At 67.5% G+C, this 20,418-nt stretch carries 18 protein-coding genes and 1 tRNA gene; 12 read left to right on the top strand and 7 right to left on the bottom strand.

Annotated features, from left to right (window positions below; genetic code table 11):
• Positions 1-52: 52 nt before the first annotated feature.
• From QRN23_RS00435 to QRN23_RS00450, 4 genes are all read left to right on the top strand, one after another.
• Positions 53-1,390 (top strand): DNA cytosine methyltransferase, encoded by a 1,338-nt coding sequence (locus tag QRN23_RS00435; protein WP_285061974.1) that lies wholly within the window; start codon positions 53-55, stop codon positions 1,388-1,390.
• 288 nt (positions 1,391-1,678) lie between these two features.
• Positions 1,679-2,017 carry a histone-like nucleoid-structuring protein Lsr2 gene (locus QRN23_RS00440; protein ID WP_285061975.1) on the top strand — a complete coding sequence of 113 codons (339 nt, stop codon included), beginning with the start codon at positions 1,679-1,681 and terminating at the stop codon, positions 2,015-2,017.
• Between the two features lie 325 nt (positions 2,018-2,342).
• On the top strand, positions 2,343-2,948 hold the full coding sequence (locus tag QRN23_RS00445) for an RNA polymerase sigma factor (RefSeq protein ID WP_285061977.1): 606 nt from the start codon (positions 2,343-2,345) through the stop codon (positions 2,946-2,948).
• Positions 2,945-3,460, top strand: coding sequence for a hypothetical protein (locus QRN23_RS00450; RefSeq protein WP_285061979.1), 516 nt, complete (start codon positions 2,945-2,947; stop codon positions 3,458-3,460). Before QRN23_RS00445 ends, QRN23_RS00450 begins: the two co-directional genes overlap by 4 nt.
• 4 nt (positions 3,461-3,464) lie before the next feature.
• Here the strand turns inward: QRN23_RS00450 and QRN23_RS00455 are convergent, their stop codons facing one another.
• A complete protein-coding gene (locus tag QRN23_RS00455; protein ID WP_285061981.1) occupies positions 3,465-4,019 on the bottom strand; it encodes a hypothetical protein in 555 nt (184 codons plus the stop codon).
• A 536-nt stretch (positions 4,020-4,555) separates the two neighbouring features.
• Here QRN23_RS00455 and QRN23_RS00460 point away from each other — a divergent pair.
• Both QRN23_RS00460 and QRN23_RS00465 read left to right on the top strand, forming a co-directional pair.
• Positions 4,556-5,578, top strand: coding sequence for a hypothetical protein (locus QRN23_RS00460; RefSeq protein WP_285061984.1), 1,023 nt, complete (start codon positions 4,556-4,558; stop codon positions 5,576-5,578).
• An 11-nt stretch (positions 5,579-5,589) separates the two neighbouring features.
• Complete coding sequence (locus tag QRN23_RS00465) at positions 5,590-5,868, top strand: hypothetical protein (protein ID WP_285061985.1); 279 nt, start codon at positions 5,590-5,592, stop codon at positions 5,866-5,868.
• An 86-nt stretch (positions 5,869-5,954) separates the two neighbouring features.
• Here QRN23_RS00465 and QRN23_RS00470 read toward each other — a convergent pair whose 3' ends face one another.
• From QRN23_RS00470 to QRN23_RS00480, 3 genes are all read right to left on the bottom strand, one after another.
• Positions 5,955-7,565 (bottom strand): hypothetical protein, encoded by a 1,611-nt coding sequence (locus QRN23_RS00470; protein ID WP_285061986.1) that lies wholly within the window; start codon positions 7,563-7,565, stop codon positions 5,955-5,957.
• 76 nt (positions 7,566-7,641) lie between these two features.
• Positions 7,642-8,631 carry a hypothetical protein gene (locus QRN23_RS00475; RefSeq protein WP_285061987.1) on the bottom strand — a complete coding sequence of 330 codons (990 nt, stop codon included), beginning with the start codon at positions 8,629-8,631 and terminating at the stop codon, positions 7,642-7,644.
• A 330-nt stretch (positions 8,632-8,961) separates the two neighbouring features.
• Positions 8,962-9,831 (bottom strand): hypothetical protein, encoded by an 870-nt coding sequence (locus QRN23_RS00480; RefSeq protein WP_285061988.1) that lies wholly within the window; start codon positions 9,829-9,831, stop codon positions 8,962-8,964.
• Positions 9,832-10,069: 238 nt separating this feature from the next.
• On the opposite strand from QRN23_RS00480, the gene QRN23_RS00485 reads away from it, so the two are divergent.
• Positions 10,070-11,038 (top strand): NYN domain-containing protein, encoded by a 969-nt coding sequence (locus tag QRN23_RS00485; protein WP_285061989.1) that lies wholly within the window; start codon positions 10,070-10,072, stop codon positions 11,036-11,038.
• A 373-nt stretch (positions 11,039-11,411) separates the two neighbouring features.
• On the opposite strand, the gene QRN23_RS00490 is transcribed toward QRN23_RS00485, so the two are convergent.
• A tRNA-Ser gene (locus QRN23_RS00490) sits at positions 11,412-11,502 on the bottom strand.
• 137 nt (positions 11,503-11,639) lie between these two features.
• On the opposite strand from QRN23_RS00490, the gene QRN23_RS00495 reads away from it, so the two are divergent.
• The 4 genes from QRN23_RS00495 to QRN23_RS00510 all read left to right on the top strand — a co-directional run bounded on the left by QRN23_RS00495 (position 11,640) and on the right by QRN23_RS00510 (position 15,821).
• Positions 11,640-12,566, top strand: a complete 927-nt coding sequence (locus tag QRN23_RS00495; protein WP_285061991.1) for an SGNH/GDSL hydrolase family protein — start codon at positions 11,640-11,642, stop codon at positions 12,564-12,566.
• Positions 12,567-12,575: 9 nt separating this feature from the next.
• The gene (gene radA, locus QRN23_RS00500; protein ID WP_285061992.1) at positions 12,576-13,940 is read left to right on the top strand and encodes a DNA repair protein RadA; all 1,365 of its coding nucleotides are present in this window, start codon (positions 12,576-12,578) and stop codon (positions 13,938-13,940) included.
• Between the two features lie 662 nt (positions 13,941-14,602).
• On the top strand, positions 14,603-15,283 hold the full coding sequence (locus QRN23_RS00505; RefSeq protein ID WP_285061994.1) for a hypothetical protein: 681 nt from the start codon (positions 14,603-14,605) through the stop codon (positions 15,281-15,283).
• A gap of 13 nt (positions 15,284-15,296) precedes the next feature.
• Positions 15,297-15,821 (top strand): dehydrogenase, encoded by a 525-nt coding sequence (locus tag QRN23_RS00510; protein WP_285061995.1) that lies wholly within the window; start codon positions 15,297-15,299, stop codon positions 15,819-15,821.
• A 133-nt stretch (positions 15,822-15,954) separates the two neighbouring features.
• On the opposite strand, the gene QRN23_RS00515 is transcribed toward QRN23_RS00510, so the two are convergent.
• Together QRN23_RS00515 and QRN23_RS00520 are read right to left on the bottom strand one after the other, a co-directional pair.
• Positions 15,955-16,560 (bottom strand): amino-acid N-acetyltransferase, encoded by a 606-nt coding sequence (locus QRN23_RS00515; protein ID WP_285061996.1) that lies wholly within the window; start codon positions 16,558-16,560, stop codon positions 15,955-15,957.
• A 180-nt stretch (positions 16,561-16,740) separates the two neighbouring features.
• Positions 16,741-19,230: an ATP-dependent Clp protease ATP-binding subunit gene (locus QRN23_RS00520; RefSeq protein ID WP_159828242.1), complete on the bottom strand. Its 2,490-nt coding sequence runs from the start codon at positions 19,228-19,230 to the stop codon at positions 16,741-16,743.
• A gap of 182 nt (positions 19,231-19,412) precedes the next feature.
• Here QRN23_RS00520 and QRN23_RS00525 point away from each other — a divergent pair, with 182 nt between their 5' ends.
• Positions 19,413-20,411 (top strand): NAD(+)/NADH kinase, encoded by a 999-nt coding sequence (locus QRN23_RS00525; protein ID WP_285062000.1) that lies wholly within the window; start codon positions 19,413-19,415, stop codon positions 20,409-20,411.
• The last annotated feature ends 7 nt before the right edge of the window (positions 20,412-20,418 follow it).

The raw sequence follows: 20,418 nt of genomic DNA on the forward strand, positions 1-20,418 counted from the left end.
CTGCGATCGTTAGCCTATGGTGAAAGCTCCTCAGCCCCACTCCCCCCGTCCGGTGGCCATCGATCTCTTCGCCGGAGCCGGCGGTCTGTCGCTCGGGTTCGAGATGGCGGGATTCGACGTGGTGTCCGCCGTGGAGTACGACCCCGTTCACGCCGCCACGCACCTCTACAACTTCCCGTTGACAGACACGCTCTGCAGGGATGTCAAACAGATCAGTGCGAGTGACCTGCGAGAGTCCGCCGCCCGGGGATGGGCCTTGCACAACCCCGGCGCCGCAGAGTGGGACGGGGTCATCGACGTCCTCATCGGGGGCCCTTCATGCCAGGGGTTCTCCATCATGGGCAAGCAGGACGAGACCGATGACCGCAATCAGCTCATCTACGAGTTCGTTCGACTGGTCGAGGAGCTGCGGCCGCGGGCATTCGTCATGGAGAACGTGCCCGGGTTCCTGCACGATCGGTTCACGGTTTTGCGGGACGAGGCATTTGCCCGTCTCCGCAAGGCCGGGTACAGCGTCGGCGGACATGATCGAGTCCTGCTCGCCACTGACTTCGGCGTGCCTCAGAAGCGTCGGCGAGTCGTCATCGCGGGCACCCTCGATCACGGCGTGCCCAAGGCGCCCACATCGACCGTCGAGACCGCAGTCACCGTTGGCGAGGCATTCGCGGGCCTGCCTGTCGTCGGCGACTACGTCGGTTCGGACGTCGACACGTTGACGCTCACCGACGAAGACGCCAAGCGGCTCCGGGAACCGGTCAATGCATATCTTCGTGCACTGCGGTCACCCGAATCCGGCTACTACGCCCACCCCCGCCGAAGCCCGGCGGACGTTCTCACCGGGTGCAAGGCGACGGTGCACAAGCCCACGTCAGTGACGCGTTTCGCGGCGACCGAGCAGGGCACGACGGAGTCGGTAAGCCGCGCCTACCGCCTGTCCGCGGCGAAACCTGCCCTGACCCTGCGTGCCGGCACGGGACGTGAGCGAGGCGCCTTCAGCGCGTCGCGGCCCATCCACCCGACTGAGCCACGAGTCATCACCGTCCGGGAGGCGGCTCGTCTCCACTCCTTCCCGGATTGGTTCCGATTCCACGCCACGAACTGGCACGGACATCGGCAGATCGGCAACGCAGTCCCTCCCCTTCTGGCTCAGGCTGTAGCGAAGACCGTCATGGACTCTCTCGACCTCAACGCCCGCAAAGGAAACCTCGACGACGTGCCCGCGGGTGACGAGACCCTGCTCGCACTGAGCCCGACCACGGCGGCTCAGAGGCTGGGCGCGCTCAAGGGCGAAGTACCCAAGGAGCGATCCCGCCAGAAGCGCGACAGCACCGACGCTGCCGTCGACGCCCCCGTGGAGCCCGCTTCACCTTCGGCGGGGCTCGCAGCCTGAGGGTTGATGCGTGGGACCCGCCAAGCGCCCGAAAGCCACGGGTGAGGACGACCCCCGGCACCCCACGTCGGGCACGTCACCCGCGGGAGAGCCTGCTCCTTACGACTCCCCGACGCAGGTCGCCTGATCGTCGGCACGAGCGAAGGGGGTCGGGGTCAGGCAGGCCCCGCAGATCCGACGTGCTCAAAGCAGTTCTAGGACTCGGAATACCTAGTTCAAATCGACCGAGACCGCGTACTCTGGACAGCACGAATGACGGCAAATAGGGGGACGGCCTTAGGAGAAAGAATGGCTCAGAGAGTCATAACCACGCTGATCGACGACCTCGACGGAAGCGTTATCGAGGGTGAATCGGGTCGCACTGTCAGTTTTGCCCTCGAGGGTGAAAGTTACGAGATTGATCTCACCGAGAAACACGTCGTCGAATTGGAGAGGGCTTTGGCTCCCTTTCTCTCTGCGGCACGGAAATCTCCCAACACGGGATCGGGACGCAATCGGCCCGGGCGCCCCGACCCGGCCGAGGTGCGCAGGTGGGCGAGAGACGCGGGCTACGACGTGCCGGTGCGGGGGCGCCTTCCAAGCAAATTGACGGAGGCGTTTGAAGCGGAAGTTAGATCCGCGCCCTGACGGGTACTCCTCAGCCTCATGCGATTTCACCCGCTGGAACCGTGCATTCCGCTCTATGCCGAGCTTGACCCCTGTCAAGATGGATCTGTCACGAGTTTTCGAGCTGTGACCAGTGCCCGCCTCGTGGCCTTCCCCCGGCTTGATCGAGGCGGGCACTGCCTGTGCTGCATTCCCGCCTGTTGAGGCGGGGAGGGCCGGTCCTCTTGGTGCGCGCCCTCGACAATGAATGTCCAGGAGTCTGGAAAGGGTTCCAAAAAAAAATTTGTTGCCTGATTGGGGGGCGATCAGAGACGACCCCGACGCTTGTTCGTCGCGAGAGGACAGCGTGGAGAGGGAAGAGTCGGACGCCGCCCTGTGGCTCGCGGCCGTGAGCGGATCGGACCGTTGTTTCGGGGACTTGATGGATCGGCATCGCCAGAGGATCTACGGCACAGCCCTTGTGCGGATGGGTGACGTGCACGACGCAGAGGACGTCGTGGCCACGGTCTTCCTCGAAGCCTGGCGGAACCGGAAGCGGGTGCGCATAGTGAACGAGTCAGCACTGCCCTGGTTGTTGACGGTGACGGTGAATGTCTCCCTGAACCTGAACCGGTCCAAGCGACGCTATCGTCGGCTGCTCTCTGCGGCCCCTCCGTCCGAGGCGTATGGAGACCCCAGTGAGGCTGTGGCTGAATATCTGGACTCGCAAGCCCGCGCTCGGAGCCTGACAAGGGCGATGGCCAAACTCAGCAGGGTCGACCAGTCGATCGTCGAGCTGGTGCTCATCGAGGAGATGACCTTGAATGACGCAGCCACCGCTCTGCAACTTCCGGTAGGTACCGTGAAGTCCAAGCTGCACCGGGCCCGAAAGAAGCTGCAGGTGGACCTGGGTCACCGTGAGCCGCCCTTCCGCGCCGTGGACGGCGCACAGACGACAGGAGGGGCGTCGTGAAGGACGAAGAGAAAGTTCCTCCCATGAACGAGGAGAGGGCTCGTGCCCTGCGCTCCCTCGTCCTCGAACATGTTCGGGAAACACCCGAGCGACGTCGGCGTTCGGTCCGTCGACGAACCCTCACATGGGGCTTGTTGGGTGTCGTCGCCTTGGGTGGGGCCGGTGTCGCTGCCGCCGCGGTCCTCGATGCGCGTAGTGTGACGAACTCTGCGTACGTCACGTGCATGGCGGCGCCAGAGCGGGGCCCGAACGGGTCCTACCCTGGCGCGACGGCGACTGTCGCGCACGACAACGGGCCGGGGCGTATCGACGACGCCATATCGGTGTGTCAGGACATTTGGCGCGAGGGCACGCTGGACGAGGACTACGACCCATTGAGCGTCACCAACGAGCCAGGCTCCGTGCCTGCCGACCTCCAGGTGTGTGTGATGAGGGACGGGAGCGCGGCCGTGGTGCCCAGCGCGAACGAGAACATCTGCGACGCCCTCGGCCTCGCCCCCTTAGTTCCCTGACTTGCTAGGGCCTGAACACGATGGACTTCACCGCGTCGTTCAGGCGAGGGAGCGAAAGGCACGTGGGAGTGCACAGCTGTACGTCTCCGGAGTAGCCGGTGTTGGCGTAGAGCGAGACGGAACACCCGTTCAGGCCCTGCGCGGAACTGATGCTGTTGGTCCATCCCGACGCGAGCGGGGAGAACCCGAAGGTGCTGCCGGAGCATGCGTTGGCCCCGTAGTAGGTGAAGCTGGAGCCCCGCAGGTTGGCGTCCTTGTACGCGCGGCCCAGAACCACGGATGCGGCCGCAGCGCGCGAGCCGACACCGGGCGCCTCCGTCCGAATGCCGTTGTCGGTGAGGTAGGCGTCCACCTCGGCCTCGCCGCCGAAGCAGACCGTCTCGTCCGTGGGCACACCGGTGTCGCCCGGTACCGCCGTGCAGTACGAGGCGTCCTGGCCGAGGGCGGGAGATGGTTCTGGAGACGCCTGAGCTGCCGAGGCCGCCGTGGGGAGCGCAGCTCCTCCGACCAGGAGGAGGCCTGCGATGGCGAGGGTGCTGGAGATACGTGTGCGCATCATGTCGATTCATTCCTGTTGAGGTGATCAGGGCGTCGCCCTGAGAGGACCCGGTGTCCGGGCTCGTTAGGAATGTCCGAGCCGTGTCGACCCGTTCCGATTCGGGCTCCACTGCGTCCGGTCCGGCCCCCTACTCGGGACGGTTGCCTTCCCTCACTCCTCGCCACGAGGCCGTCGCGAAAGATCGGCACGGCCGGGAGTCCGCCAGGAGTCAGGGAGGCGGTCGCGACACATCAAGCGCCATGCGCCCGAAGCGGTGATCGGTCACGGAGGCGATTACCCCTCTGCCAGAGGCGCACGCGGCCGTTGCGCTGCCGCCGCGCGCCCACGGCCCTGGCTAGGGGCGGCCCATGTGACGTCCTCATTCCCCGCGTGACACGCTCCAAGCCAGGCGGAGCCGGGCCGATCCGCCGACCGCCGTTGCGTGGGCTGCAATGTTGACCGGGTCCGTCGCTCGGATGAGGCCGATGCCCTGACGTGGCTGCCACGCTCTAGGAGCTGACCGATCAAGGTCAGCTCGGAAATAGGGGGAACACAGAATGACGAAACACAGAACTACCTGTTTGGCGGTGGTCGGCGCCACGGTCTTCGCCGGGCTCACCTTCGCCGCGCCAGCCACGGCCCAGGACCTGGCACCGGCGTCAGAGGGGTATGTCGCCGCGATCGAGGCGGTCTCGCCGGGCGCCGTCGGCGACGCGGACGTCCCCGCGGCACGGATGGACGGGTTCGTGGATTCACCCGTCTACTCGGAACCGGAGGTCGACCTGCCAACGTCGGTGGACGTGGCAGCGACGTTGACGAGCCCAGAACGGACCGTCGAGATCGCTCTCCCGTTCTCCGGACAGGCTTCCGACGCCGTGGTCACGGAGGACGGAGTCACGACGTTCGACAACAACAACGAGTCCGCCACCGTGCCGGTCGTGCATGAGGACGGCAGCCTTCAGATCTTCACCGTCATCGACGGGCCGGAGGCTCCGACCCGCTACGACTACGAGATCACAGCGACGGAGGGCAGCGCCCTGACCCTCGTTGACAACGGTGGCGTGGTCATCACGGACGCGGCCGGCAACTTCGAAGGGGCGGTCACTCCGCCCTGGGCCAAGGACGCCTCCGGCGCCTCGCTGCCCACCCACTACGAGGTCGCCGGCATGACCATCACCCAGGTCGTCGAGCACTCGAGCGCGGCAGGCTACCCGGTCGTCGCGGACCCGTGGTTGGGGATCCAGCTTTTCGGCCCCATCACGAGAGGATCGTGGCGGAACGACTACACCTACAACGGTGCCGTGACCGCAGCAGGGTCCGTGGTGTTGAGCGGTGGCGGCGGCGTGGGGGGCTACCTCGCCGGCGGGGCCGTGTTCCGCGCGAACGGGTGGGACGAATGGAAGGCCCGCTGGCCTGCAGTGACCAACAAGGCGACCCTGAAGCAACAGTTCGACTGCCATGTCGCGGCGGGCAGCGCGGGCCTGTTCTTCACCGGCCCCTACAACTTGGAACGCGCCCAGTCCAACAGGTCAGACTGGGCTGCCGGCGTGGTCAGCCACCGCTGCAACTGGGACAAGTAGGAGTTGACGGGATGACGACTAAGCGCCTCCTCATAGCGTTCCTGGCGGCGGCCGTTCTCGGACTGGCGGCCGTCATCGGCTTCACGGTGCTGTCCGGACTCGACTATCGGAACCAGGAGAGCCAGGGGCAGCGGCCCGGATACACCCCTGAGTGGATCGTGGCCGGAACTTATGCCGGACTCGGCCTCATGGCCGTGGCCGTCGTCGCTCTCGCCGCTCTCGGGTGCGTGGTCTTGGTCAAGCAGGCGCGTCGACGACGCGAAGGTCATCCGACGATCACGCACCGCTGAGGACCCCGCAGCATCGCTGACGACGACGCCCCGCCCCCAAGGAGGCGGGGCGTCGCTCGAGGTCGGAGACGGCGATCGGTCGCCCGTCAGCCCTGTCGACTTCGAGGCCCAGTGGGGCCTCGCTCACCCCTCGGGCTCGGCAGAGGACGGCTCGGCGTTCGCCGTCGCCGGGTCTCGGGGACGTCCTGTGGGCGCCGGGTATTGAGGGTGACGGCACCGCCCCAAGCGTCCTGGGTCATGCTGACGTTCACGGCGGCGCAGTGGACGGCGAGGACGATCGCGTTGGCGGTGGTGCCGAAGACCTTCGTACTGTGCCGCCGCATGCTGCCACGCCACTCCTTGAGCTGCGCGTTGGCTCCCTCGACGAAAGTCCTGAGCCCGTAGTGGCGAAGCCATTTCTCGGTTCCGAAAGTCAGGTGCTGACGTTCCCAGGCGGCCTCCGCGAGGGGGATCACCTTGGTCGCCCCACACTGACAACCGGGTTTGCAGTCGGTCATGGGTGTGCTGGACTTCGCTCGCATCGACTTCGGCCAGTTCCGACACCGCACCCGAAGGGTGAACGCGGGCCCCTTGAGTTGAACGTCGCCGTTGTCGAAGCGCCGATTGACACGGAACCCCCACTGCTCACGCTCCTCGTAGAGACTGACGAGGTCGGCTCTTTCGGTCGCCTTCATCCCGATCGGGTAGTTCGGGAGAGTTCGGAGCTGTTTCGGTAGCGAGTCCGGGAAGAGGGTGCCGTCGATCCACTGCACACCGCGGGATGAGTTCGAGGGGTGGGGTCGACGCTGGTTGGAGTGCAGATCGTGGACGCCGATGACGGATCGGTCCCGGAGTGCGAGGTGCCATGCCGATGCTTTGGCGTAGCTGTAGCCCCGGTCAGAGGCGAGGTAGCGAGCCTGGACGCCCCGCGGCAACGAGTCCAGCAGGGCGAGTCCCGCCTCTGCCTTGTACTCACCTGCAGGGCGGAGCACCGCACCCCGGATGAACGGCACCCAGAACGCCTGCCCCGGGCTGCCGGCGTCGACCAACAGATGGGCGTCGTACCCGTTAAAGGTGCTGCTGCCCTCCTGGTTCTTGATCGTGCACCATCCGATCCGCGCTTCAAGGTCCGCGCCCACGGCGTAGCGCCCGTCCGGTTGAAGCTTCGGCCACCCGGGCGAGGTCCAGGGCTTGTCATCCCGGGCGTTGTCAGGCATGTGCGGGTCGGCGGTGTCGGGCTTGGCCAGCCAGCTACGTCTTTTCGCGTGGGTCCGGACGTCCGTGCTGTCGAGAGCGAGGACCTCCGTCTGTGGGCAGCCGGCAGGGATCGACGCGTCGATGAGCGCGTTCACGAACTCGTCGACCGACGGCATGCGCGGGTTGCGAGGCCCTCGGCGTGCCAGGGCGCCCTCGGGCTCAAGGTGGCCGACGAGTCCTTGGAACGCTGTCTGGAGGTTGTCGTAGGACCAGTCCCATGGCAGGCCGGCACGAGCCTGTTGGCCTGGGGAGAAGGTGTCGACCCAGCGAGTCAGGTCGGTCAGGACGAAATCTCGCTTAGGGCCTTGGATCTTAAACGCGATCGCGACCGTGAGGAAGGCCTCGATGGACACGAGGCGCGACCTGCCGGGCTTCACGGCGTCGATGTGGAGGACAGCCTGGACGGCGGGAGCGCGCCCGAGCATGGTGATCGCCGCAGTCAGGCTCTTCGAGGTCGACATGATCACTCCTTCCGGCAGGTGCCGGGGCAGCCGTCGTGGTTTGGCCTCAGCTGTCCGGCTCATGTGACGACGACCCTCAGGGCGCACCGCATGGGTCGTGCTGGGCGGCGCCAGCGCGCTCATGCGAGGACTCCCGCGAGGGCGCAATCGGTGACGAACTTGTCCTCGACGTCCTTGAGGTAGGGGCCCAGGAACCCCAGGTAGCCGTTCCGCACCCCGCAGCCTCGAGGAACGCCTTCACTTCGACGCGCTCACTGAGCGCGTCGACCATCCACGTCGTTCGGAGCCGGCTTACCGACAGGCGCGGCAGCCAGTCGGGCACCTCCACCCGGTCCTTCAGGGTGGACATGGCGCTCTGGCTGCGTTCGGCACTGATGCCCATCAGGAACTCCCTCGTGCTCGTCTCGGCCAAGCGGAGTACGCCCGCCGCGTAGGAGCGACGGACAGGGACCGAACGTGGCTGGCCTCCTGGCACGTGCAGATACACAAGCCCGGCACGCTCGGTGACGTGTTCCGGTCGTGCGTGACGCATCTCCGTACTCCGCAGCCCGGCGCCGAGTCCGAGATGCAGGATGCTGTCGAGGAACCTGGAGCGCTTCTCCGTCCTCTGCTTGCCGAGAATCTCCAGGTAGCCGGACATGTGGTGCGTCTCGTACGGAGGGGCGAGTTCTCGACGGCTCTGGTGCTCCGGTTGGTTCCCGTAGTACACGTGGGCGTCGTTCGCTATACCGATTCGACGGAGGGCCGACCGGACCGTCGCACGGGTCTGTGGATGAGACGACACGTACCGGGACGTGATGAACCACTCGAGGACTTCAGGTGAGAGCAGCACCTTGGAGTTCATGTCGCAGTTGTTCGCGGCACCGAACTGGTACAAGCGACACAGGCACGAGAACTGAAGCTGGACGGCCGCGGCTGACTTCGGCTCGCTCTTCACGATGAGCGCACGCATGTCGTCGACGTAGGAGGCAAACCAAGGCTCGCGGTAGTGAATGGGCCGGTACAGCTCCAGGACCGCAGAGATGTCGTTGTCGCGGACGGCGGCTGCGAGGCGTCCTTTAGCCATCAGCAGCTCACCGACTCTGGCCAGGATCGCGGCCCGCTGGGAGGGGTGGCGACGCGGGTCGACGACTGCCCTGGCGGCCGCTTACGAGGAGCACCGCAACGGGTTCGAGGCCTACGGGCACGTCGCGACGGGACGCAGGGCTTCGAGGGAGAACGGGTAGGGGTGACGGCGCGGCAAAGGAGCCCTTGTGTTCCGATGGTGCAGCGTGTACCCTCATAGCAATCTTCTTGGGTTGCATATGGGCTTCGGCTGATCGCGGTAGGACGCGATTCGGTTGGGGCCTTTTTTGCGTCGCCACTCTGGGAGTGACGCTGCATGAGAATTGCCTTTCTAGGTGTTGTCGCTTGGAATCAGGTAGTAGACGGCTCGCGAGAGCTTGCCGATCTGTGGGGTCGGTCCGGTCGAGAGCTTGTGTAGGACTTTGCTCACGTGGGCCTTGTCGTAAGACACGTCCGCTTCGCGGAGTGCCTTATGAATGTCGGTGGTTCGTATGGGCTCCTCGGTCACCAGGCTGAGCACTTTCTTCCAGAAGGGCCTGTCGTCCCGGAGACTCTGGACTGGGCGTTCGCCGGCTTGGCGCGAGAGGGCTCGCTCGATCTCGGTGAAGTGGAACGGGGTTGCCCTGCCGCCGGCCCGCACGACTTCGCCCTCGACGTCGACCGCGAGGCGGACGAGGTCGCGGATGGATGAGGACAAGCGTCGCAGCTGTTCTTCCTGGTGTTCGATCTTCATGGTTTTCACCTCCCTGAGGAACACCTTCCGTGACTGCTCTATCTCCTCGAAAGCCCCGAAATCGGCGCCCCACGAAAAAGCGGCCGATTTGTATAGCAAGTTGCGACTCGCTGCGTACTCGAACAGCTGCTCCCCGAAGCGGTGCTGCCCCATGAACTTCAGCAAGTGTTCCGTCCGGAGATAGCGGCGTCCGCTCTTGTAATCGTTGAGGTCTGCCGGAGGCACCTCGAGGATGTCGGCGACCTGATGGAAGGGGATGTAGGCGAGGGGGCTCAAGCCCCGCCGGCGCGCCTCTCTCATGAGTCGAGCGGCGTCGTGGGCGGCGAACCAGGCCACCAGGTTCACCGCGAGGAACTCGAAGTCGTAGTCGTCCAGGTCGACATTTGTGGGGTCGATCGGAAATGCACCGGGTTCGACTCTGTCAACCGGCCGTCTAGACCGGTTTCGAGCGACGGACCGCATGACCATCTGTTGATGATAAAGGGATAAAAATCATCACAGACGCAGTCGGGGCTGCTGCCTCCCCAGCGACAGGCCGCCGCGCGAGTTTTGGCAGAATCGGCCTTCAACCAGTGCGGAACGTCCGCACCGCCCCGACGGGGGGCGATCTCGTACTCGACCCCCGCAACAGGTCGTGCCATGTTTGCCGCAGGGGTTCCGGCACCCAGCAACCCCACACCCACGAGTCCAGGAGCAACGGTCAGCTATGAGATCTCACTCAGCCCTCTACGTGGATGCGGGGTATCTGCTGTCAAGCGCAGCGACCCGCCTCACTGGCTCGTCCCTCCGTCGGGGTATCGAGGTGAACTACACGGCCTTGATCTCCGCCCTGACCGAGGTCGTCCAGCGAGACTCCGGGCTTCCGTTACTGCGGGTCTACTGGTACGACGCTGCCCGCGACGGTAAGGCGAACCCTGTGCAGGAGGGGATCGCGCTGCTGCCGAACGTCAAGCTCCGCCTCGGCCGAATCGGTGTCGACGGGGAGCAGAAAGGCGTCGACCTCCGTATCGGCCTGGACCTAGTGGGGCATTCCCGCGCGGGCAGGATCGATGTGATGTACCTACTTTCAGGGGACGACGACCTGACCGAGGCCGTCGAGGAGGCGCAGGCGCAAGGCGTGCAGGTGACCGTTCTGGCCGTTCCCTCCTCTTCCGTGAGACCGCACGGCGTGAGCCGACACCTTCTGTATTCCGCCGATGGCCTTGATCTCATCGATCCCGCAGTTCTGGACAGGACCGTGACGTCCACCTCGGCTCCAGCCATCGACCCGCCCGCCAAGACGTCCGCCGGCGAACCGTCGGTGGACCCTGCCCCGATCGACGAGGTCGTTCCCCCTCGTCCGAGCCCTGCCGGGGTGGCGCGGCTAGTGCCGCCACTGACTACCAGGACTGCCGCCTCGCACGAGGGCGGGGGCCAGGTGCAGTCAGTGAGTCGCACCCCTGCAGAGCTTGCCGAGAACATGACCTCAGTCGCGAGGAAGACCTACTCGGCTTGGGCGGCAACGGCCTCGACTGAGCAGCTCAACGAACTTCGGGCGGGACGACCTGCCATTCCTCGCGATTTGGACCGGGCGCTTCTGGTCGACCTGTCGGGGGTTTTGGGCGAGTTCGAGTTGAGCGACTCGATGCGCTTCGGCGTCCGCGCCAAATTCTGGGAAGCCGTCAACAACGTGTAGCTCAAGGATCTCCTCGAGGGGCTCTTTCAAGAACGTGTTCATGCTCCCCACTGTGCCCGTGCTGATGCCTCCGCCTGGGCTGGCGCTGAACACGACTCGCTCCGCCGGCACGTCAAGCTGCGACCAACCGGATCGATGCAGCGTCTCGCAGCACAGTAAGCCGACTGCAAGGCAGGCCCTTCCGCGTGACGCCCGGCTGTCTGGCACATCCCAAAAGGCCCGATAAGACCTCGATTGCGCTCAAATGAGGCGAAAAGTGTAACACCTTTTTCGCGGCCGCATGCCAAAAACACGCATCCGAAGTGTGAACAAACAGAGGCGCCTCGGGTCCAGAACACTGAACTCGAGGCGCCTCTGGGGCTGAACTAGCCTGTGGCGGTACCGGTGGGATTTGAACCCACGGTGGAGTTAACCCCCACACATGTTTTCGAGACATGATCCTTCGGCCGCTCGGACACGGTACCGAGGACGAGTTTAGTACATCCGGCGGCAGGGACGAAACCGGGGGATTGCTCGTCCACCGCACCGCGCCTCCTCAGGGTTGTGCACAGGGTGCACAGACGCCCGGCACGGGCATCGGAGCCCGGCGTAGCCTCGGCCCATGCCCTCACGCCACACCGTCACCGCCTTCGTCTCGGGCGTCGGCGTCACCCTCGCCACCACGGCCGCAGCCGGCGCCGGCGTCAGCCGCTTCATGCAGCGCCGCAACGCAGCCGCCGCCGACCTCAACGCCTTGCTGCCCGTCCACTCCGCCTGGTGGCGCGACCGCTTCGACCGCAAGGGCAAGCTGCTCTACGTCGCGATGGGCGACTCCGCCGCCCAGGGCATCGGCGCCTCGAGCCCGGCCCGCAGCTACGTCGGCCGCCTCTCCGCGTACATGCGCCGCCAGAGTCACACCTCGCTGCGCGTCGTCAACCTCAGCGTCAGTGGCTCGACCACCTGGCTCTGCCGCAAAGACCAACTGCCGAAGTTCGAGAAGTACGAACCCGACGTCGTCACCGTGGCCATCGGCGCCAACGACATCATCCAGTTCAACCCCGAGTCGTTCGAGAAGAACCTCCGCGTCATCTACGGCACCCTGCCCTCTCACGCGATCGTCGGCGACCTGCCCGCCATGTGGATTCCCGACCGCGAGAAGAAGCTCGTCGAGGCCAACGCCATCGTCCGCCGCGTCGCCGGCGAGTTCGGCCTCACCGTCGCCCCGCTCTACGAGACCACCCGCCGCCAGGGCTTCTTCCGCACCTACCGCAACTCGGCCGGAGACCTCTTCCACCCCAACGACCGCGGCTACCGCGTCTGGGCCTCGGCCTTCGAACCCGCCATCGCCGCCCGCCTCGCCCGCATCGCCGCCGATGAAGCCGCCACCACCCACGAGGCCCGCGAGGCCGAAGCCGTCGCGGCCCACACGGCCGCAGCAGCCGCGGCCCCGACTGCCGGCACCGGCAGCGACACCCCGACGACGGACACCGCAGGAGGCGCGACCGCGTCCCCGAGGGACGCCCCCGCCGATGTCGGGGGCGCCTCCTAGGCTGACGGCATGGCTCGCACCACCACTCCCCCGTTCCGCTGCACCGAGTGCGGGTGGACGTCGCTCAAGTGGGCCGGGCGCTGCGGCGAGTGCCAGAAGTGGGGCACCGTCGTCGACGTCACCTCGGCCCTCGTCAGCGCCCGCGGCACCGCCTCGGTCCGGGTCGAAGGCGACCGCGTCGCACGACCCATCACCCAGGTCGAGGCCAACAGCGTCGCCTACTGGCCCAGCGGCATCGCCGAGTTCGATCGCGTCCTCGGCGGTGGCATCGTCCCCGGCGCCGCCATCCTGCTCAGCGGCGAGCCCGGCGTCGGCAAGTCCACGCTGTTGCTCGAGGTCGCCTCCCGCGCCGCCGCCACCGGTGCCCGCGTCCTCTACGTCACCGCCGAAGAGAGCGCCTCGCAGGTCCGCCTCCGCGCCCAACGCACCGGCGCCATGCACGACAATCTCTTTCTCGCCGCCGAGGTCGACCTCTCGGTCATCCTCGGCCAGATCGACCAGGTCGACCCCCAGCTCGTCATCGTCGACTCGGTGCAGACCGTCTCGTCCTCGACCATCGACGGCATCGCGGGTGGCACCTCCCAGGTGCGCGAGGTCGCCTCCACCCTCATCCGCGTCAGCAAAGACCGCAACCTGCCCGTCCTGCTCGTCGGCCACGTCACCAAGGACGGCACCATCGCCGGCCCCCGCCTGCTCGAACACCTCGTCGACGTCGTCTGCCAGTTCGAAGGCGACCGGCAGACCGCGCTCCGCTTCATCCGCGCCCACAAGAACCGCTTCGGCCCCACCGACGAGGTCGGCTGCTTCGAGATGACCGGCGACGGCATCGCCGAGGTCGGCGACCCCAGCGGCCTCTTCATGTCGCGCAACGGCACCCCCGTCAGCGGCACCTGCATCACCGTCGCCATGGAAGGCCGCCGTGCCCTGCCCGTCGAGGTCCAGGCGCTCATCGTCGCCAGCTCGACACCCCAGCCCCGCCGCGTCGTCAACGGCGTCGATTCCTCCCGCGTCGCCATGCTGCTCGCCGTGCTCGAACGCCGCGCCGGCATCCGCCTCGGCGACGCCGACGTCTACGTCAGCACCGTCGGCGGCATCAAGATCACCGAACCCGGCGCCGACCTCGCCATCGCGCTCGCCCTCGCCAGCGCCAGTCGCGAAAAGCCCTTCCCCCAGACCATGGCCGCCGTCGGCGAGATCAGCCTCGCCGGCGAGATCCGCCCCGTGTCCTCCCCCAAACAACGCGCCTCCGAAGCCCGCCGTCTCGGCTTCACCCAGCTCGTCGACGCCGAGTCGGGCAACCTGCGCGAAGCGCTCCGCCGGGCGTTCAGCGCCGCGGGCTCCGAACGCGACCGCGAGCTCGACCGGGCCTTCTGAGCCGGCCCGGCCCGCGCCTCCTTACCCGAGACACCCGCGTCTCTCGGCCCGACCCGCGCCTCGCGACCCGAGGCCGACTCGGGTGTGCTGACGCGTCCCGTGATTCCTGACCCGGGCCCCGGGCCGGGCCGGGGCCGGCCGGCGGACGTACGGTCCCGCACGTCCGACACCAGGTGCGAGTGGGCAGGAGATGCTGCTCCCACCAACCCGACGAGCACCTTCTGCCCACTCGACGGCCGCGATGCCTGCGCACCTGCACCCCCGCACACGAGCACCAGCCCGTCGAGTGGTCCCGAACCGTCCTTCCGACGCACCCGAAGGACGATCCGCGACCACTCGACCCGCGCCTCCGGAACCAGCGCCGCACCCACCGGCCCGGCCCGCACGTGACCAGGGCCCGAGTGGGCAGAAGATGCTCCTCCCCCGCGCTTGAGCAGCATCTCCTGCCCACTCGGCCCCCACCTCGCGACCACCCGAGCACCCGCCCCGCCCGACAGCACCCGCCCCCACCCGACATCCCCCGCACCCACCCGACATCCCGCACCGGGGTACACCCGGGTCGGCGGCCTCACCGGGCACCTGCACCCCGCTCCACGCGGATTCTCAGCCCACACGCCGCGCTGGTCCCGGCCAACCCCCTGACCGGCCCTTAACCTGTGCCCATGTCGACGTTCAAGAACCCGGTCGGGCCGCAACCGCCCTCGGTCTACTGGCGTCGTCGCGCGGTGCTCGCGCTCGGTCTGATCGCGGTCGTGGTCATCATCGTGTTGATCGTCGTCCGCCCCGGGTCCGGCTCGGCAGAACCCGGTGCCGCCGCGACGACCTCCGCGCCCCCGGCCGACACCGCCCCCAGCGAACCGGCCCCCACCGAGACCGCTCCCGCGGCCGACGCCACCGCCGACCCGGCCGACACCTCGACCGAGGGCGCCTCCGACGCCGCGACCTGCTCGACCCGCGACATCGAACTCAAGCCCGTCACCGACAAGACGAGCTACGCCGCGACCGAGCTGCCGCAGATCTCGATGTCGATCACCAACTCGGGCCGCTCCGACTGCTCGATCGACCTCGGCTCGGCCCAGCAGACCCTCGTGATCTCGAGCGGCGAAGAGCAGTACTGGTCGTCGAAGGACTGCCAGGTCAACGGCACCAACCAGGTCGTCACGCTCACCGCCGGTCAGACCCTCAGCACTCCCCCCATCGCCTGGGACCGCACGCGCTCCTCCGCCGACACCTGCGAGTCGACCTCGCGCGAACCCGTCACCGGCGGCGGCGCGACCTATCGCCTCGCCGTCTCGGTCGGCGACATCACCTCCGCCGACACCGCCCAGATGATCCTGAACTGACAGTGACCCACCCGTGAACGCAGCCACCCCCTCCTCCGAGCCCACCGACCCCCGCGAGCCCGTCGACCCGGACGACCGCAACGGCACCTTCCGCTCCGAGTCGCTCGAGCTGGCCCTCGCCGCGCAGGACGCCGCCGCCGTCGCCTTCGCCCTGCGTCACGACGTGGTCGTCGTCCCGAAGCTCGTCCTGCCGAGCGCCGCGAGCGCCACGAACGACACCGCCGCCGACGCCACCGCCGACGCCGCACCCTCCATCGACGGCCCCGACGACGGAGCCCTCCCCGACGAAGGCGACCAGGTCCGCGTCTTCGGACGCGAGAACACCGACAAGCGCATCCTGCTGCTCTTCTCGTCGGACGACACCTACGCCGCGATGGTCCCCGACGACCCCAACCGCCAGGTCATGCTCTACGACGCGCTCTCGCTGCGCGCCTTCCTCGAGGCCCACCTCGACGTCATCGAGCAGGTCTTCTTCGACATCGCCGGCCCGCACACCATGGCCGCCAACCCGGAAGACCTCCTCAAAGCCCTCGGCTAGCGAGAAGCCCCCGAGTCCAGGAGGCGCGGGTCGAGTGGTCCCGAATCGTCCTTCCCAGCGCGACGAGGGACGATTCGCGACCACTCGACCGGCCACAGCGAACGTGAACTCGAACGCGAGCTCGCGCGAACGACTACAGCGCGGGCAGCGCCTTGAGCATCCGCGAGTTGCCTAACGTGTTCGGCTTGACCCGGGCCAGGTCGAGGAACTCCGCGACACCCTCGTCGGTCGAGCGCACGAGCTCGCCGTAGACGTCCGGCGGCACGAGCCCCTCGTCGCCCACGTTGAGGTAGCCGTGCTTCTCGAAGAAGTCGACCTCGAACGTCAGGCAGAACAGTCGGCCGATCTCGAGCCGGCGGGCCGCCCCTTCGAGCGACTCGAGGAGGCGGTGGCCGACCCCCTTGCGGATCCACGCGGCGTCGAGGGCGAGCGTGCGCACCTCGGCCAGGTCGTCCCACATGACGTGCAGCGCGCCGCAGCCGATCGGCACCCCGTCGGGCCCGACCGCGATCTGGAACTCCTGGACGTCGCCGTACAGCGTCACGAGGTCCTTGCCGAGCAGGATGCGCTTCTGCACGAACGGCTCGCACAGCCGTTGGATGTGCGGCACGTCGCTCACGACCGCGTTCCGCACCGTGATGCCGTGCCGGTCGGCACCCCCGAGCGCGTCGGCCCCGCCGAGCGCGTCGGCACCGCCGAGTCCGTCGGCACCGGTGGGCGCGTCTGCCGCGTCTGACATGGGACTCCCTCGAAGACCACGACCCGAGGAGGCGCGGGCCGCCGCCCAGCCTAGCGACGCGTTCGCGACCCGGCCCCGGGTACGCCGAAGGGCGGCCTCCACAGTGGAAGACCGCCCCGGGCGTCGAAGGCGACCCGCGCCTCCTTCGGTAGTGCTGTCGTGCAGGTGTTGCCGTCGCGCCTAGCTCTCGAGCTCGGGAGCGTCGCCCACGAGGACCTCTTCGCGACCCGGCTGACGCGAGGTGGCGAAGGTGAACTCTCCGTCGACGAAGTCGACCTGGACGTGGTCGCCCGCGTTGAGCTCACCCTGCAGGATGCGCTCGGACAGGCGGTCTTCGACCTCGTGCTGGATCGCACGACGCAGCGGCCGGGCACCGAGCGACGGGTCGAACCCGATCTCGATGAGACGCTCCTTCGCGGACTGCGAGAGCACGGCCGTCATGTCGCGGTCGAGCAGACGGTCGGACAGGCGCTTGACGAACAGGTCGACGATCTGCAGCAGCTCTTCTTGGTTGAGCTGCGGGAACACGATCGTCTCGTCGACGCGGTTCAGGAACTCGGGCTTGAAGTGCTTCTTGAGCTCTTCGGTGACCTTCGAACGCATGCGCTCGTAGGAGGTCGCCGTGTCGCCCTCGATCTGGAAGCCGACGGGGCCGCCGGTGATGTCCTTCGTGCCGAGGTTGGTCGTCATGATGATGACCGTGTTCTTGAAGTCGACGACACGACCCTGACCGTCGGTGAGACGACCCTCTTCGAGCACCTGCAACAGCGAGTTGAAGATGTCGGGGTGGGCCTTCTCGATCTCGTCGAACAGCACCACGGAGAACGGCTTGCGGCGGACCTTCTCGGTCAGCTGCCCGCCCTCTTCGAAGCCGACGAACCCGGGAGGGGCACCGAACAGACGCGAGACGGTGTGCTTCTCGCCGTACTCGGACATGTCGAGCGAGATCAGCGCGCCCTCGTCGTCGAACAGGAACTCGGCGAGCGCCTTGGCCAGCTCGGTCTTGCCGACGCCGGTGGGCCCGGCGAAGATGAACGAACCGGAGGGACGCTTGGGGTCCTTCAGGCCGGCACGCGTGCGGCGGATGGTCTTCGAGAGGGCCGCGATGGCTTGCTCTTGTCCGATGACGCGCTGGTGCAGGGCCTTCTCCATGAAGACGAGACGTGACGTCTCTTCTTCGGTGAGCTTGAAGACCGGGATGCCCGTGGCCTGGGCCAGGACCTCGGCGATGATGCCCTCGTCGACGGTTCCGCCGGCTCCGGCCTCGCCCGAACGCCACGTCTTCTCGAGACGGAGACGCTCACCGAGCAGCTTCTTCTCTTCGTCGCGCAGCGAGGCGGCCTTCTCGAAGTCCTGGTCCTCGATCGCGCCCTCTTTCTGGCCGCGGACGCCGGCGATGCGCTCGTCGAACTCGCGCAGCTCGGGCGGTGCGGACAGGATCGACAGACGCAGGCGGGCGCCGGCCTCGTCGATCAGGTCGATGGCCTTGTCGGGCAGGAAGCGGTCGCTGACGTAGCGGTCGGCGAGGTTCGCCGCCGCGACGATGGCGCCGTCGGTGATGGACACCTTGTGGAAGGCCTCGTACTTGTCGCGCAGCCCCTTGAGGATGTTGATCGCGTGGGGCAGCGAGGGCTCGTTGACCTGCACCGGCTGGAAGCGGCGCTCGAGGGCGGCGTCCTTCTCGAAGTGCTTGCGGTACTCGTCGAGCGTGGTCGCACCGATCGTCTGCAGCTCGCCACGGGCGAGCAGCGGCTTGAGGATCGACGCGGCGTCGATGGCACCCTCGGCGGCACCCGCACCCACGAGGGTGTGGATCTCGTCGATGAAGACGATGATGTCGCCGCGCGTGCGGATCTCTTTGGTGACCTTCTTCAGGCGCTCCTCGAAGTCACCGCGGTAGCGGCTGCCGGCGATGAGCGAACCGAGGTCGAGCGAGTAGAGCTGCTTGTCCTTGAGGGTCTCGGGGACCTCGCCCTTGACGATCGCCTGGGCCAGGCCCTCGACGACGGCGGTCTTGCCGACGCCGGGCTCACCGATCAGGACGGGGTTGTTCTTGGAGCGACGGGAGAGGATCTGCATGACCCGCTCCATCTCTTTCTCGCGCCCGATGACCGGGTCGAGCTTGTTGTCGCGCGCGGCCTGCGTCAGGTTGCGACCGAACTGGTCGAGCACCTGGCTGCCGCCCTGCGCGCCCTGGGTCTGTTCGCCGCCCACGGCCACCGCCTCTTTCCCCTGGTAGCCGGAGAGGAGCTGGATGACCTGCTGGCGGACCCGGTTGAGGTCGGCGCCGAGCTTCACGAGCACCTGGGCGGCGACTCCTTCACCCTCGCGGATGAGGCCGAGCAGGATGTGCTCGGTGCCGATGTAGTTGTGGCCGAGCTGCAGCGCCTCGCGCAGGCTCAGCTCGAGGACCTTCTTCGCCCGGGGCGTGAAGGGGATGTGGCCGGTCGGCTGCTGCTGGCCCTGGCCGATGATGTCTTGCACCTGCTCGCGCACCGCGTCGAGCGAGATGCCCAGCGACTCGAGGGCCTTGGCGGCGACGCCTTCGCCCTCGTGGATCAGACCGAGCAGGATGTGCTCGGTGCCGATGTAGTTGTGGTTGAGCATCTTCGCCTCTTCTTGGGCGAGGACGACGACGCGACGGGCACGGTCGGTGAATCTCTCGAACATCTTCTTTGCTCCCTAGGTGGCGGGGTGGTTGTCGCCACCGAATGTGCATCTGGCGCCCGCAGGGTTCGGCACCGGTTTACAGAGAGAGTAACCAGGCCTCGGGGCTTAATCTGCCCCTGTTCGCTGGGGGCATAGAGCAGTGCGCAGGCGGGCTGACAGGGGTACCGGTTAGCCTCGCGTCCATGGGCAAGTTCACGGTCGGCCTCGTTCCGCACCCCACGAAGTCGGTGCTCGACAGCGTCGAGATCATCCGCGGCTGGACGACCCGCTCACAGGCGCACCTCGTCGCCATGACCTCCGACGCGGCCCGGGTCGGCGACGGCGTCGAGCTGGTCGACGAGCGCACCTTCCGCGAGCGCGTCACCGTCGTGGTGGCCCTCGGCGGCGACGGCACGATGCTCGGCGCCATGCGGCTCGTCGCCGAACGGCCCGTGCCCGTGCTCGGCGTCAACTACGGCAACGTGGGCTTCCTGGTCGAGGTCGAGCCGCACGAACTGCCCGAGGCGCTCGACCGCGTCGGTCAGAAGCAGTTCTCGCTCGAGCCGCACCACGCCCTCGAGGTCACGCACTCGACGACCGGCTTCGAGAACACCTACCTGGCCTTCAACGACGCCTCGGTGGCCCGCCGCCCGGGCGAGGGCGTCGTCTCGGCCGACCTCGTGCTCGACGAGACGCCCTACGGCTACTACAAGGCCGACGCCATCGTCGCGGCGACGCCGGCCGGCTCGACCGCCTACAACTACGCCGCGGGCGGGCCGATCCTGTCGCCCGCGATCGCCGCCGTCGTGGTCACCCCGGTGGCGCCGATGTCGGGCATCGACCGCTCGGTCGTCCTCGGCCCGCGCGAGAAGTTGCGCTTCGAGATCGGCGACGGCACGCACTCGGCCGCGCTCGAGGTCGACGGGCGCGTGGTCGCCGACGTCAGCGAGGGCTGCGTCATCAGGCTCGTGCTGCGGCGCGACGCCGGCCAGGTCATCCGGCTGGACGCCGACCGACACGGTCGCAAGGGCCGCCTGAAGCTCAGCCTGCTCGACCTGCCGTTGCGTGAGGACCAGCTGCTCGAGCTCGTCCCCACCGACGTCCGGGCCCGCTTCCGCGAGCGAGCCGAACGCGCCGGCGGCCTCGCCGGCGTCGCCCAGGACGACGACACCGCCGTCACCGGCATCAGCCCCCTGCACTGACGCGGCC

Origin of the sequence: Frigoribacterium sp. ME-P-080 (genome assembly GCF_030209595.1) — a bacterium.
Lineage (GTDB): Bacteria > Actinomycetota > Actinomycetes > Actinomycetales > Microbacteriaceae > Frigoribacterium.

Excerpts from the sequence above, each read along its gene's own strand:
- QRN23_RS00440 (WP_285061975.1), top strand. The coding sequence starts at position 1,679 with ATGGCTCAGAGAGTCATAACCACGCTGATCGACGACCTCGACGGAAGC.
- QRN23_RS00455 (WP_285061981.1), bottom strand. The coding sequence starts at position 4,019 with ATGATGCGCACACGTATCTCCAGCACCCTCGCCATCGCAGGCCTCCTC.
- QRN23_RS00460 (WP_285061984.1), top strand. The coding sequence starts at position 4,556 with ATGACGAAACACAGAACTACCTGTTTGGCGGTGGTCGGCGCCACGGTC.
- QRN23_RS00465 (WP_285061985.1), top strand. The coding sequence starts at position 5,590 with ATGACGACTAAGCGCCTCCTCATAGCGTTCCTGGCGGCGGCCGTTCTC.
- QRN23_RS00470 (WP_285061986.1), bottom strand. The coding sequence starts at position 7,565 with ATGTCGACCTCGAAGAGCCTGACTGCGGCGATCACCATGCTCGGGCGC.
- QRN23_RS00475 (WP_285061987.1), bottom strand. The coding sequence starts at position 8,631 with ATGGCTAAAGGACGCCTCGCAGCCGCCGTCCGCGACAACGACATCTCT.
- QRN23_RS00480 (WP_285061988.1), bottom strand. The coding sequence starts at position 9,831 with ATGGTCATGCGGTCCGTCGCTCGAAACCGGTCTAGACGGCCGGTTGAC.
- QRN23_RS00485 (WP_285061989.1), top strand. The coding sequence starts at position 10,070 with ATGAGATCTCACTCAGCCCTCTACGTGGATGCGGGGTATCTGCTGTCA.
- QRN23_RS00495 (WP_285061991.1), top strand. The coding sequence starts at position 11,640 with ATGCCCTCACGCCACACCGTCACCGCCTTCGTCTCGGGCGTCGGCGTC.
- radA (WP_285061992.1), top strand. The coding sequence starts at position 12,576 with ATGGCTCGCACCACCACTCCCCCGTTCCGCTGCACCGAGTGCGGGTGG.
- QRN23_RS00505 (WP_285061994.1), top strand. The coding sequence starts at position 14,603 with ATGTCGACGTTCAAGAACCCGGTCGGGCCGCAACCGCCCTCGGTCTAC.
- QRN23_RS00515 (WP_285061996.1), bottom strand. The coding sequence starts at position 16,560 with ATGTCAGACGCGGCAGACGCGCCCACCGGTGCCGACGGACTCGGCGGT.
- QRN23_RS00520 (WP_159828242.1), bottom strand. The coding sequence starts at position 19,230 with ATGTTCGAGAGATTCACCGACCGTGCCCGTCGCGTCGTCGTCCTCGCC.
- QRN23_RS00525 (WP_285062000.1), top strand. The coding sequence starts at position 19,413 with ATGGGCAAGTTCACGGTCGGCCTCGTTCCGCACCCCACGAAGTCGGTG.